At 69.4% G+C, this 13,139-nt stretch carries 14 protein-coding genes; 8 read left to right on the forward strand and 6 right to left on the reverse strand.

The window, feature by feature from the left end; translation table 11 throughout:
- From VFX14_24135 to VFX14_24145, 3 genes are read right to left on the reverse strand one after another with little or no spacing between them, the layout of a single operon-like run.
- The gene (locus VFX14_24135; protein HEU5192783.1) at positions 1-600 is read right to left on the reverse strand and encodes a BamA/TamA family outer membrane protein; all 600 of its coding nucleotides are present in this window, start codon (positions 598-600) and stop codon (positions 1-3) included.
- Positions 500-1,174: a hypothetical protein gene (locus tag VFX14_24140; GenBank protein HEU5192784.1), complete on the reverse strand. Its 675-nt coding sequence runs from the start codon at positions 1,172-1,174 to the stop codon at positions 500-502. Before VFX14_24140 ends, VFX14_24135 begins: the two co-directional genes overlap by 101 nt.
- 58 nt (positions 1,175-1,232) lie before the next feature.
- The gene (locus VFX14_24145) at positions 1,233-3,905 is read right to left on the reverse strand and encodes a PEP/pyruvate-binding domain-containing protein (GenBank protein ID HEU5192785.1); all 2,673 of its coding nucleotides are present in this window, start codon (positions 3,903-3,905) and stop codon (positions 1,233-1,235) included.
- A 106-nt stretch (positions 3,906-4,011) separates the two neighbouring features.
- Here VFX14_24145 and VFX14_24150 point away from each other — a divergent pair, with 106 nt between their 5' ends.
- Genes VFX14_24150 through VFX14_24160 form a run of 3 tightly spaced genes read left to right on the forward strand, consistent with a single transcriptional unit; the run spans position 4,012 to position 5,269 of the window.
- Positions 4,012-4,638: an isoprenylcysteine carboxylmethyltransferase family protein gene (locus VFX14_24150; GenBank protein ID HEU5192786.1), complete on the forward strand. Its 627-nt coding sequence runs from the start codon at positions 4,012-4,014 to the stop codon at positions 4,636-4,638.
- Between the two features lie 38 nt (positions 4,639-4,676).
- Positions 4,677-4,931, forward strand: coding sequence for a hypothetical protein (locus VFX14_24155; GenBank protein HEU5192787.1), 255 nt, complete (start codon positions 4,677-4,679; stop codon positions 4,929-4,931).
- 2 nt (positions 4,932-4,933) lie between these two features.
- A complete protein-coding gene (locus tag VFX14_24160; GenBank protein HEU5192788.1) occupies positions 4,934-5,269 on the forward strand; it encodes a hypothetical protein in 336 nt (111 codons plus the stop codon).
- 7 nt (positions 5,270-5,276) lie between these two features.
- Here VFX14_24160 and VFX14_24165 read toward each other — a convergent pair whose 3' ends face one another.
- Entirely contained in the window at positions 5,277-5,801 is a 525-nt protein-coding gene (locus tag VFX14_24165; GenBank protein ID HEU5192789.1) for a cyclic nucleotide-binding domain-containing protein, read from the reverse strand.
- Positions 5,802-5,893: 92 nt separating this feature from the next.
- On the opposite strand from VFX14_24165, the gene VFX14_24170 reads away from it, so the two are divergent.
- Together VFX14_24170 and VFX14_24175 are read left to right on the forward strand one after the other, a co-directional pair.
- Positions 5,894-6,277 carry a hypothetical protein gene (locus VFX14_24170; protein HEU5192790.1) on the forward strand — a complete coding sequence of 128 codons (384 nt, stop codon included), beginning with the start codon at positions 5,894-5,896 and terminating at the stop codon, positions 6,275-6,277.
- A gap of 25 nt (positions 6,278-6,302) precedes the next feature.
- On the forward strand, positions 6,303-6,653 hold the full coding sequence (locus VFX14_24175; GenBank protein HEU5192791.1) for a hypothetical protein: 351 nt from the start codon (positions 6,303-6,305) through the stop codon (positions 6,651-6,653).
- Between the two features lie 12 nt (positions 6,654-6,665).
- Here the strand turns inward: VFX14_24175 and VFX14_24180 are convergent, their stop codons facing one another.
- Positions 6,666-7,751: an LLM class flavin-dependent oxidoreductase gene (locus VFX14_24180; GenBank protein ID HEU5192792.1), complete on the reverse strand. Its 1,086-nt coding sequence runs from the start codon at positions 7,749-7,751 to the stop codon at positions 6,666-6,668.
- Between the two features lie 196 nt (positions 7,752-7,947).
- Between VFX14_24180 and VFX14_24185 the strand changes: the two genes are divergently transcribed.
- The 3 genes from VFX14_24185 to pgi are packed head-to-tail and all read left to right on the forward strand — an operon-like array spanning position 7,948 to position 12,586.
- Positions 7,948-10,350, forward strand: a complete 2,403-nt coding sequence (locus VFX14_24185) for a phosphoketolase family protein (protein ID HEU5192793.1) — start codon at positions 7,948-7,950, stop codon at positions 10,348-10,350.
- Between the two features lie 3 nt (positions 10,351-10,353).
- Positions 10,354-10,944 carry a histidine phosphatase family protein gene (locus tag VFX14_24190; protein ID HEU5192794.1) on the forward strand — a complete coding sequence of 197 codons (591 nt, stop codon included), beginning with the start codon at positions 10,354-10,356 and terminating at the stop codon, positions 10,942-10,944.
- Positions 10,945-10,957: 13 nt separating this feature from the next.
- Positions 10,958-12,586 carry a glucose-6-phosphate isomerase gene (gene pgi / locus VFX14_24195; protein HEU5192795.1) on the forward strand — a complete coding sequence of 543 codons (1,629 nt, stop codon included), beginning with the start codon at positions 10,958-10,960 and terminating at the stop codon, positions 12,584-12,586.
- Positions 12,587-12,599: 13 nt separating this feature from the next.
- Here pgi and VFX14_24200 read toward each other — a convergent pair.
- On the reverse strand, positions 12,600-13,139 hold a 540-nt coding region (locus tag VFX14_24200; GenBank protein ID HEU5192796.1), incomplete at its 5' end, for an amidohydrolase family protein.

Below are 13,139 nucleotides of genomic sequence, written 5' to 3' on the forward strand. Positions count from 1 at the left end.
TCAGGGGCGCGCCCAGGCGCTCCCGACCTGAAGGTACACGGCGGTGTTGTCGGGCGCGACCGCGAAATCCAGGCCCGCGTGGATCCCGTACTTGCGCGCCAGCTCGTAGCGGAAGCCCACGCCCCCGGTGGGCACGACCCGCCGATTGTTCACCCGCTCGAAGTCGTTCCACGCCGCGCCCACCCCGGCGAATCCCACCAGGCTGAAGCGCTTCCAGAACTGCCAGCGGACCTCGGCCTCGGCCTGCACGACCTCCTCGCCCTGATAGCGCATGATCGGCGCCCCGCGAAGGCTGATGAACGGCCGCAGGTAGAAGGGCGCGTCGCCGAACGTTGCAGAGGCGTCGCCGCGCAGTCCCAGGTAGAGCGTGGACAGCAGCGGCAGGTAGTGGATCGCGGTGAGCTGCACGCGCTGCAGCTCGTCGTCGCCGCCCAGCGCGGGACTGAAGACCCCCACGACGGCCTCCGCGAATGTGCCGCGCGTCGGCGTGAACAGGTTGTCACGCGAGTCGTAGGTGAGCGAGGGGGTGAGGCTGGCCTCGTTCGAGATGCGCTCGAAGTCCGGCCGCCCGGGCGTCCCCCGGGGCTTGTCGAACGTGATGCGTGTCGAGGAAGGCGTAGCCGATTCCCGCCCAGAGCGGCGTCTCGCCAAGACGGTATTTGACCCGGATGACCCCGCCCGTGGGCTCAAGATTGTAACGGAGTGGGTGGTCGTCCAGCAGCCGATCCGTGCCGATGCCGTGGAAGTCGAGATTGGCCGAGAGGTGCGTGAGACCCACCTGGGTCTGCAGCCGATCGTTGAACCAGTGGCGCACGTCGGCGAGCATGACGCCCGACGTGCCGTTCTCGGTGCCGAGCGCGCCCAGGAGCGTGATGTCGGGGCGCCCGAACCCCGCTTGCTGAGCCTGGCCCAGCGGCTCGCTGATGAACATGACACCCACCGCGGCGCCGTAACCGACCGCGGGCTCGGTGATCGGGATGGCGACGGGCAGGAATCCATACTTTTCGTCGAGGAAGGCGCTCACGTCGAACCACCCGTCGTCCGGGGAGCGGAACTTCGATGGCTTCGACGTTGCATCCATCGTCGCCGCGGTGGGAGTCTGGGCCGAGACCGTGGAGTCGCATAAAAACACCGCCACGGCTATCAGCAAGACGCGGCCGAGGACGCTGGCCATGGGACAGGGCGATCATCGCACGTCCGCACGCTGAGACCTAGCGTGGCGCCGCGCTGACTCAGGCGATGCTGATCGTGCCGCGCCCGCCGTCGATCGTGATGCGCTGCCCGGTGACGATGCGCGACGTGGCCCGAGCGACGCCAACCACCGCGGGGATACCGTACTCCCGCGCGACCACGGCGCCGTGCGAGTTGGCGCCGCCCATCTCCATGACCAGCCCGCCGGCAGTGAGGAACAGCGGCGTCCAGCCGGGATCCGTCGACGGCGCCACGAGGATCTCGCCCGGCTCGAGATGGGCCCCGACGGGATCGAGGATCACGCGCGCCGGCGCGGTCACGGTGCCGGCCGAGGCGGGCGCGCCGGTCAGCGCGCCGTCGGTCGCCGCGCCGGTGTCGCCCTCGGCCTCGGGCTCCGTGCCGTCGGAGAGGAGCACCCGCGGCACGTGGCGCCGGCGCAGCTCGAGGTCGTAGCGCGCGCGCCGCTCCGCCACCAGCTCGCGCAGATCGCGTCCGGCGACGCCGGCGCGCGCCTCGCGGAGATCGACGAAGAACACGTCGTCCGCGGCATCGAGGCGTCGGGAGGCGGCGAGCTCGGCGCCCACGAGGGCGAGCTGGCGGCGCACCGCCGCGAAGGCGACGATCAGGTAGAACTTGGGCAGCTCGCGCGTGCCGGCGAGCGCGCGGGCCCGCGCGAGCGCGAAACCGGCGAGGTTCGCCCGCACGCGGCCTCGGCGGCGCACCCGCGCGACCAGCGTGGCGATCATGGCGTCCGCTTCCGCGGCGCCGCGGGCGAAGAGCCGGTCCGGCGCCAGCGCCTCGTCCTCCAGACGGAGATAGTTGGCGAGGACACCGAGGATGTGGCGCGGGTCGTCCGACCAGCGCGGCATGCCGATGTCCACCTCGGCGACGGCACGGTGTCCGTATCGGGCGAGGAAGTCCGTCAGGCCCCGCTGAGCGACGGCGGGCAGGGCGCCCCTCTGGAAGCGTTCGGCCAGCTCATCGGTCGACGGGCCACCTAGCGCGGCCGCGGCGTCGCCGTCGGCGCGGATGCGCGCCGCGAGATCCCAGAGCGCGAGATCCATGTCCGTGGTGACGTTGTGGGGGAGGCCCCGCAGCACCGTCTGGAGATCGCCGTCCCGGGCGTCTTCGCCGAGCAGCTTGGCGGCGAGGCCCAGCATCGCGAATCCCACGGCAGGCCCGGCCATGATCCACGGCACCATCGAGATGCAGTCGCGGAAGAGGATGTGCTCGACGCGGCTCAGCCGCTCGACGGCCGACGCGGTGTCGGGGACAGCGACGCGGCTCGCCAGATCGGCTCCGATGCGCCGCGCGTGCTCGTGAAACGCCTCGGGGTCGGTGAGCGCGCGGATCGCGGTGAGGGGGATCCTGAACCGCCAGGCGATTCGCAGCACGCGGCGGACGAAGGACAGCCAGGTCCGGTTGAGCGCCAGGCGCGGGTCGGAGGTCAGGCGCCGCAGGATCACCGCCGAGCGCGCCTCCATCACGTCGAGCACGCGCGGCATGAGGCGCCGGCCGGCCGGGCTCCGCAGCACGCCGGTGAGATCGGCGAACACCCGCTCCCCCGCCTCGGCGTACCGCGTGGGGCCGGTCAGCGGATCGGCGACGGGAAAGCCCAGCACCTCGGAGGCCGCGGACGCGAGGATACGGAAGCCGGCCAGCCCCATCGGGGTGATCGGGCGGTAGAGGCCCTGGGCCACGCTGAAGCAGAAGTACGCGCGGAGATCGTCGCCCGGCGGCGGAGCGCCGTTGGGTAGGGGATAGAGGGTCGTGATGGGGCGGGCCTGCGTGAGCCAGAGGCGGCCGCCGGCGTCGATCGCCCACTCGGTGTCCTGGGGCGCGCCGTAGTGCGTCTCGACGCGGACGCCGAGCGCGGTGAGCGCGCGCACCTGCTCGTCGGTGATGCAGGCCTCGCCCGGCTGTTCCGGCCGCGCGACGCGCTCGGTCCCGCCGCCGGCCTGAGCACGAATCACGAGCTTCTTGTCGCCGAGGCGTCGCTCGAGTATCGCGGCGCTCGCCGCATCGACCACGAAGTGGTCGGGGTTCACCGCGCCCGACACCACGGCCTCCCCGAGACCCGGGCTGGCATCGATGACGGTGTGTCCGCGGCGGCCGGTCACCGGATTGGCCGTGAACATCACGCCCGCGACCGTCGCGGCGACCATCTCCTGTATCACCACGGCCAGTGTCACCGCTCGCGGGTCGATGCCGTTGGTGGCGCGGTACGTCACCGCGCGGTCCGTCCACAGCGACGCCCAGCAGCGCCGGGTCGCCTCGAGTATCGCCTCGCGGCCGATCACGTTGAGGTAGGTGTCCTGCTGTCCCGCGAAGCTCGCGAAGGGAAGATCCTCGGCCGTCGCCGACGACCGGACGGCGACCGGGACATCGCGGCCGAGCCGCTCGTAGCCCGCGACCACCGCGTGCGCGATCGCGTCGGGCACGGGGGTGGCGAGCATTGCGGCGCGCGCGTCGCCCGCCAGGCTCGCGAGCCGGGCGGTGTCGGTCGGGAGCGTCGCGGCGATCTGCTCGAGCAGCGCGTCGAAGCCGCGCGCGGCCGCGGCCACCTGCCGATACGCGTCGGTGGTGACACACACGCCCGGCGGCACGGGCAGGCCGGCGCGCGTCAGCGCGCCGAGATTCACCGCCTTGCCGCCGGCGCGATGCAGATCGTCGGCGGCGATCGCGGCGAACTCGAGGACGAGCGCGTTCGACACGTCAGTGGGACCAGCGCCGGGCCATCGGAGAGGGAGTGTAGCGCGCGCCGCTCGGTAGGGGCAAGGCGGCGCCGGCGCCGCGCGCTTCAGATATGATCGGCCCATCGTGAGGCTGCACCTGCTCCGGCCGTCCGCGCGAACGCCCGCCGACCTGCTCCTCTTCGGCGTGACCGTGGTGGAACTGGGCATTCTCCTCTGGACGACGCCGGCCTTCGGGATCGCCGACTGGATCTACGTGTCCCAGCATCTGCTCGTCCTCGGGTTCGCGCTGACGCGGGCGGCGCCGCGTGCGCAGGACCGCTCGGCGCTGTCCGCCGCCGCGGTGGTCATGTCCTATGCCTACCCCTACGCCCAGGTCATCTACATCAAGTGGGTGCCCGACGAGCCGGTGTGGATCACGGGTGGCCTCGTCCTCGTAACGCTCGCCGCGTGCCTGAGCTGCGCGAGCCTGGTCACGCTGGGCCGGCGGTTCGGCATCCGCCCCGCCCTGCGGAATCTGGTGACCCGCGGCCCCTACCGGATCGTGCGCCACCCGATTTATCTCTCGTACGTGCTCGCCGACATCGGATACAACCTCCAGGGCTGGAATGCCGGGACGGTGCTGATGGTGCTGGCGGGATGGGCGTCGCTGATCTACCGCATCCGGGCCGAGGAGCGGGTGCTCGCCCAGGACGCGGGATGGTCGCGCTACGCAGGCACGGTGCGGTCCCGCCTGCTCCCGGGCCTGTGGTAGCCGTGTATGCTGAGGCGGTGTCGGCGAGGGGGATCATCATGCGAACGAAGGCTCTCTGGCTGGCCGCGCTCGCGGTCCTGACGCTCACCGGACTCAGCGCCGATGCAGAGTCCACGGGGGCCGATCGCCTCTATGTCATGGATTGCGGGCACAGTGCCGCCGCCGATCAGTCGCATCGGGCGTCGCTCACGCGCGTCGCCGATCTCCTGGAGGAGAAGAAGGCCCAGCTCTGGATCAATCACGACAAACCCCAGAGCCTGAGCCTGAAGCACTCGCCGGAGTACTACGAATAGCCGTGGAGCGTTCGTACTCGGGCGCGTGGCGCCGCTACCGCGGGTGGAGCTGGGCGTTCTGGCTCGCCTTCCTGGGCTACCTCCCGGGAATGGCCCTCCCGAGCCAGGCGCTGGGGTGGACGCGCGACGGAGGCAACGCGATCCTCCCGGGGGCACTCCTCTGGATGGTGCTGGTCACGGCGATCGGTTACCGGGAGTTCAATTTCACGTGCCCGCGCTGTGGGGAGCTCTTCTTTCGCGCGTTCGACGCGCGTCCCTGGCGCCAGGACTGGCGGCACAACCTCTTCGCCCGCCGCTGCCTGCACTGCGGCCTTCCGAAGTGGGCGGCGGCAGGATGAGCGGCGATCAGGCGGGGTTCGCGCCCCGGAGAATGGCGTGAACCGTCTGCTCCAGCCGACGGACGCGGCGCGACAGGATCGTGAGGATGCGCCGGATCAGATCGGGTGTCTCGTCCAGCAGATGCCAGAAATGGGTCCGATCGACCACGAGCAGGCGCACGTCCGTGACGGCCACGATCGTGGCGGAGCGGGGCTCGCCATCGAGCAGGCTCATCTCGCCGAAGAAGTCGCCGGGTTTGAGCTCGCTGCCGGCCCCGATCGGGGTGCGCGCGGCGACGGTGCCGTCGATGATGACGAAGAACGAATCGCCGGGCTCCCCCATCTCGGTGACCACCGTGCCCGCGGCCATCTCGACGATCCGGGAGTGGTCCACGATGCGCCGGAGCTCGTCCTCGCTGAACCCGCTGAAGAGCGGGACCCGCTGCAGGTGGCGGATCCTCACGTCGGACGAGGTGGCGTCGGCCGGCGCCGGCGTGATCTCGTCCTCGTCGTGGAAGGGCAAGCGATCGGCGGACCGCGCGTCGAAGTCCATACCCTCCTCCTGGGTGCCAGGTGGGCGATCTGCGGCTGGGGCCGACGCCACCTTAGGCGATCCGGCGTCCCCCGGCAAGTGGGCCGCCCGGTATGAGGCGGTGGCGCGGAGCGGTGCGACTGGTGTGCCTGGCGCCCATCCTGTGCGCGCTGGCTGGCTTCGCCTCGATCCCGCTCGACTCCCGGATCCAGTTTTCACGGGGGACCCCAGTGCCCCGCCCGGTACAGGCCTTCGCCTGGACCGTGATCACCCAGCGCTGTGCCTACCAGTCGTACGAGCTGTCCCAGCGCTCCTTCTGGGCCTCCGATGCGCGGGCCCGCGCCGCCGCAGGGGAGACCATCTACTCGATCCGCGTCCTGTCCGAGGTCGGTTGGATGAAAACCGACCCGGTGGACGTGATCGAGATGACCATCGTGGACGACGGGCGGCTGCGGCTCGCGGCCCTCAGGTCGTCGTTCATCACCTGTTCACCGTAGCGGCGCCCCAAAAGGAGGCTGGGCCATGACGATGCGCGTCGGGCTGGTCATGCTGGTGGTCGGTCTCTCGAGCGCGGCGCTGACGAGCTGCGTGGTCTACGAGCCCGTCGCCGTGGCGCCGAGCCCGTCGACCTACGACCGCGCCTACAGCGCGGCGCTGGGCGGCCTGCAGGACGCCGGCGTGCAGGTGACCTCCGCGGACCCCGCGACCGGGTTGATCCGGGGCGTCAGGGACGGGATCAACGCCTCGGTGGCGGTCACGCGCCAGGTCGACGGGAGCGTGCGGGTCCAGATGGACACGTCCGGCCAGACCGAGCGCGATCCCGATCTGCACGCCCGCTTTACCCAGGCCTACAACCGGCGCATGGGACGCTGAGGTCCGGCCCCGCTACTTCGGCACCAGGGTCTTGAAGCGTGGCATGACCTCCTTGGCGAGCAGCTCCATCGAATGCCGCCACGCCTTGGGCTCGTCGGTGTAGTCGAAGCAGAAGAGGAGGAGGTGGCCGAAGCCGCCCACCTGCTCGTAGATGTCATGGAGCCGGTTGGCCACCGTGTCGGGCGAGCCCACCAGCCAGTTGTGGCGCGCGCAGTACTCCGGCGTGACGTCGGAGTCGGGGACGCTGGGATCGTGCTTCAGGAATTCGGTGAACCCGAACGACGCGAGGAGGGGCAGGAAATACTCCTCCATCATCCGGCCCATCATGCCGCCCGCGGAAAGCCGCATGGCCTCCGCGTCGGTGTCGGCGACGAAGATCTCGCGAACGAGCCGCCAGTCCGCCCGCTTGGGCGTCCGCCCGCTCTTCGCCGCGCCGATCTCCACCGACTCCCAGTGGCTCGCCACATAGGCGGGATTGAGATTGAGGCTCATCGGCCAGAAGCCGCGCTCGCCCGCGAGCTTCAGGGTGTCGGAGCCCTTGCTCACCCCGGCCACGCCGATCGGGGGATGCGGCTTCTGAAAAGGCATGATGTGCGGCTTGAGCGTACCGAGCAACGTTCCCGTCTTGGTGACGTGCCAGTACTTGCCCTGATGGTCGAACTCGGGCTCGTCGCCCCAGAGGCGCAGCACGATCTCCAGCGCCTCGCGGGTCATCTCGCGGTGCTGCCCGGACATGCCGTCCACGTTGAACATTGCCCAGTCGCTGGGCAGGCCGCTCGCCGCCACGCCGAAGTTCAAGCGCCCTTGAGCGAGGTGGTCGAGCATGGCCACGCGGTTGGCCAGCTCGGCGGGGTGGTGATACGGCATGAGGAAGCCGCCGGGACCGATGCGCATGCGCCGGGTCTCCATGAGTGCCTGCGCCACCAGCAGGTCGGGCGCGGGATGGGGCTCCCACGGAGCGGTGTGGTGCTCGCCGATCCAGGCCTCGCTGAAGCCTAGCTCGTCGGCCCAGCGCAGTGTCTGGAGGTCCCATTGGTGGCCGTCATACAGCCGCCGCTCGGGTGGGTGCGAAGGCATCGTGAACAGGCCGTATTGCATGGGGACCTCCGCGAAGCGACCGGGCGCTTCTCGACGAGCGCACTATGTCCTCCATCGTCTCCGGGGTCTGATAGTACAACTTCGGCCGACCGCGCGTCCGGGCCGGATGTACGCTGAGACGGATCGCCCGCGTCAACCGAGAAGGAGTCTCGCCATGGCGAAGGCCACGTCCCCCTCCGATGCCCCGCAGCGTCCGATGCCGCTCTCCGCGACCGATCTCGAGGCGATCGATGCCTACTGGCGCGCGTCCAACTATCTGGCGGTGGGGCAGATCTACCTCTACGACAATCCGCTCCTGAAGAAGCCGCTGACCAAGGAGCACATCAAGCCGCGTCTGCTCGGGCACTGGGGGACCACGCCCGGCCTCAACTTCATCTACGTGCACCTCAATCGCGTCATCAAGAAGAACGACCTCGACATGATCTACATCACGGGGCCGGGCCACGGGGGCCCCGCGCTGGTGGCGCAGTGCTACCTCGAGGGGACGTACACCGAGTACTACCCGAGCATCTCGCAGGACGAGGAGGGCATGAAGCGCCTCTTCACGCAGTTCTCGTTCCCCGGCGGCATCCCGAGCCACGTCGCGCCCGAGACGCCCGGCTCGATCCACGAGGGCGGCGAGCTCGGCTACGCGATCTCCCATGCGTACGGCGCGGCCTTCGACAATCCCGACCTGGTCGTCGCCTGCGTGGTGGGCGATGGCGAGGCGGAGACCGGGCCGCTGGCCACTAGCTGGCACTCCAACAAGTTCCTGGATCCTGTCACCGACGGGGCGGTGTTGCCCATCCTCCACCTGAACGGCCACAAGATCGCCAGCCCGTGCATCCTGGCCCGGATCCCTCACGAGGAGCTCGACCAGCTCCTGCGCGGCTACGGCTACACGCCCCACTATGTCGAGGGCGACGATCCCGCGACGATGCATCAGCTGATGGCGTCGACTCTCGACACGGTGGTGGAGGAGATCCGCGCCATCCAGGACGTGGCCCGCCGCCGAGGCCGCCCCGACCGGCCACGATGGCCCATGATCGTGCTCCGCTCGCCGAAGGGATGGACCGGCCCCAAAGAGGTCGACGGCAAGAAGACGGAGGGGTTCTGGCGCTCGCACCAGGTGCCGATGGGCGAGATGCACGAGAATCCCGCGCACGTGAAGATCCTCGAAGACTGGATGAAGAGCTACCGGCCCCAGGAGCTCTTCGAGCCGAACGGACGCTTCAAACCCGCGCTGGCCGCCCTCGCGCCCGAGGGGACGCGGCGGATGGGCGCCAATCCGCATGCCAACGGCGGGCTCCTCCTGAAGGATCTCCGGCTGCCGGACTTCCGCCGCTACGCGGTGGACGTCACCCGACCGGGCGCCTCCACCGCGGAATCGACGCGCGTGATGGGGCGATTCCTCCGGGACGTGATGAAGGACAACCTCGCGAGCCGCAACTTCCGCATCTTCAGCCCGGACGAGAACAACTCGAACCGCTGGCAGGACGTGCTCGAGGTGACCAACCGCGCGTGGAACGCGGAGATCCGGCCCTACGACGACCACCTGGCGCCGGACGGGCGCGTGATGGAGATGCTGTCCGAGCACCAGTGCCAGGGCTGGCTCGAAGGCTATCTTCTGACCGGGCGCCATGGGTTCTTCTCCTGCTATGAGGCGTTCATCCACATCGTCGACTCGATGTTCAACCAGCACGCCAAGTGGCTCAAGGTCGCCAACCACATCCCCTGGCGCCGGCCCATCGCGTCGCTGAACTATCTGCTCTCGAGCCACGTCTGGCGGCAGGATCACAACGGCTTCAGCCATCAGGACCCGGGTTTCATCGACCACGTGGTCAACAAGAAGGCGGAGGTCATCCGCGTCTACCTCCCGCCCGACGCCAACTGCCTGCTCAGCGTCACCGATCACTGTCTGCGCAGCCGGGGCTACGTCAACGTGATCGTCGCGGGCAAGCAGCCGGGCCCGCAGTGGCTGACGATGGACCAGGCCATCAAACACTGCACCGCCGGCCTCGGCATCTGGGAGTGGGCCAGCAACGATCAGGGCGGGGAGCCGGACGTGGTCATGGCCTGCTGCGGGGATGTGCCGACGCTGGAGACTCTCGCGGCCGTCCAGCTCCTTCGGCAGCACGTGCCCGCGCTCAAGGTGCGGGTCATCAACATCGTGAACCTCATGAAGCTCCAGCCGCGGGAAGAGCATCCGCACGGCCTGTCGGACCGGGAGTTCGACGTGCTCTTCACCAAGGACAAGCCCGTCATCTTCGCGTTCCATGGCTATCCGTGGCTGATCCATCGGTTGATCTACCGGCGGACGAACCACGGGAACGTGCATGTGCGTGGCTACAAGGAGGAGGGGACCACCACCACCCCCTTCGACATGGTCGTGCTCAACGACATGGATCGCTTCCATCTCTTCGGGGACGTGATCGACCGCGTCCCCGAGCTGGGGGCGCGCGCCGCCTACGCCAAGCAGGCGGTCCGCGACAAGCTCTTCGAGCACAAGCAATACATCGCCAGGTACGGTGAGGACATGCCCGAGATCCTGGAGTGGCGCTGGGCGGGTAACGGCAAGGACACCAAGCGGTCACGGCGCGATACCGCCGCCGACGACTGAGGCATGGGCGGGGTCGGGCAGGAGGTCTACGCGATCCGCCACGGCGAGACCGCGTGGAGCCTGAGCGGGCGGCATACCAGCTCGACGGATATTCCGCTGACCGACAACGGACGGGTGGTGGCCCGACGCCTTCGTCCCATCCTGGCGGAGGAATCGTTCGCGTTAGTCCTCACAAGCCCGCGCCAGCGAGCGCGCGAGACGGTTGAGCTCTCGGGGCTTGGAGATCGGGCGACGGTCGAGCCGGACCTGCGCGAGTGGGACTACGGAGCGTACGAAGGCCTCACCCTGACCGAGATCCGTGCGCGGCGGCCGGGATGGATGCTCTTCCGGGACGGCTGCCCCGGCGGCGAGGGCCCGGAAGAGGTCGGGGCGCGGGCCGATCGCGTCATCGCGCGGGTCCGCGCCCCCGCGCCCGGCCACGTCGCGCTCTTTGCGCACGGTCACATTCTCCGGGTGCTGGTGGCGCGGTGGATCGGTCTGCCCGCAGCCGCCGGCGAGCACTTCGTGCTGGACACCGCCAGACTGAGCATTCTCGGCTACTACCACGAGTCTCCCGCCGTGAAGGTCTGGAACGCCGGCCTCGCGGGCGCATGAGAGGATGATGGCCATGAGCATGCACACGCCCCTGACCGCGCGCCCCGCCTGGAAGGATCTCAACGCGCACTACGAGCGCATCCGGCCCCAGCATCTTCGCGCCCTCTTCGCCGCCGACCCCACGCGCGGCGAGCGTCTCACCGCGGAGGCCGCCGGCCTCTATCTCGACTACTCGAAGAACCGGGTCACCGACGAGACACTCGCGCTGCTCGTCCGGCTCGCCGAGGAATCCGGGCTGCCCGAGCGCATCGAGGCCATGTTCCGGGGCGATCGGATCAACGTGACCGAGCACCGCGCGGTGCTGCACGTGGCCCTGCGCGCGCTGCGGGACGCGTCGATCGTGGTGAATGGCGAGAACGTGATGCCGCGGGTGCACGCGGTGCTCAACAGGATGGCCGGGTTCGCCGAGTCCGTCCGGATCGGCTCGTGGCGGGGCTACACCGGCAAGCGGATCCGGAACGTGATCAACATCGGCATCGGGGGCTCTGACCTCGGACCGGTCATGGCCTACGAGGCGCTCCGCCACTGGAGCGCGCGCGCCATGACGTTCCGGTTCGTCTCGAACGTGGATGGCACCGACCTCGTCGAGGCGACCCGCGACCTCGACCCGGCGGAGACCCTGTTCATCGTCGCCTCCAAGACGTTCACCACGCTCGAGACCATGACCAACGCGGCGAGCGCGCGCGCCTGGCTGCTCCAGGGCCTCGGCGACGCCCGGGCGGTCGCCAAGCACTTCGTCGCCCTGTCCACCAACACGGGGAAGGTCACCGAGTTCGGCATCGATCCCACGAACATGTTCGAGTTCTGGGACTGGGTCGGCGGACGGTACTCGATGGACTCGGCCATCGGGCTTTCCACCATGATCGCCATCGGGCCCGAGCATTTCCGCGCCATGCTCGCGGGGTTCCATCGGATGGACGAGCACTTCCGGACCGCGCCGCTCGCGCGCAACCTGCCGGTCCTCCTGGGCCTGCTCACCGTCTGGTACACCGATTTCTTCGGGGCGGAGACCGTCGCAGTGCTGCCCTACGAGCAATATCTCAAGCGCTTCCCAGCGTATCTGCAGCAGCTCACGATGGAGAGCAACGGCAAGCGGGTCACGCTCGACGGGAGCGTGGTGACGTATCCCACCGGCCCAGTGTACTGGGGCGAACCGGGCACCAACGGCCAGCACTCGTTCTACCAGCTCATCCACCAGGGGACGCGGCTCATCCCCTGCGACTTCATCGCCTTCGCGCGCTCCCAGAACCCACTGGGCCCACACCACGATCAGCTCGTGGCCAACGTATTCGCCCAGGCCGAGGCGCTGGCCTTCGGCAAGACGGCGGACGAGGTGCGGGCCGAGGGCACGCCGCCCGCCCTCGTCCCCCATCGGGTATTCGAGGGGAACCGGCCGTCCAACGTGATCCTCGGCCGGGAGCTGACCCCCGAGGCGCTCGGCACGCTCGTGGCACTCTACGAGCACAGCGTCTTCACGCAGGGCACGATCTGGGGCGTGAACTCGTTCGATCAGTGGGGCGTCGAGCTGGGCAAGGTCCTGGCCCAGCGCATCGTGCCCGAGCTGGAGAGCGCGGCCGAGCCCCGGCTCGCCCACGACAGCTCCACCAATGCCCTGATCCGCCGCTACCGGAAGGAGCGGTAGCCGTCGGGCGTCGTCAGCCGGCGAGCTGGTAGAAGCGCTGGGCGTTCAGTCCGAGCACCTTGCGGCGCGCGTCCTCTGCGAGCGGCGCCAGCCGCTCCTTGAGCTCGCAAACGACGCCGAACGACGCATCGATGTGCGGATAGTCCGACGCCCAGATGAAGTAGTCGGCGCCGAGATGCTCGACCATCTGCGCGGTGACGGACTCGTCCGGGTCGGCGGAGATCAGGCACTGCCGGCGGAAGTAGTCGCTCGGCTCCATCCGGATCGGCGTGTGGCGCTTCATCACGCGGTACTTGTGATCGAGCCGGTCGAGCCACGCCGCGATCCAGTTCGAGCCGGCCTCCAGCACCGCGCACTTGAGACGCGGGTAGCGCTCGAACATCCCCGATGCCAGCATCTGGGTGAAGGCGGCCATCACGTCGATGGCGAGGAACGCGATGCTGAAGAGGGCGTCGGAGGGATCCTTCCGCTGCCACTGACGGAACCACTGCCGATCTCGGACGATCACGTGGAAGGCGATCGGCATCTCGAGCTCCTGCGCCGTCTCCCAGAA

It is taken from the genome of Candidatus Methylomirabilota bacterium, from assembly GCA_035764725.1.
Classification (GTDB): domain Bacteria; phylum Methylomirabilota; class Methylomirabilia; order Rokubacteriales; family CSP1-6; genus DASRWT01.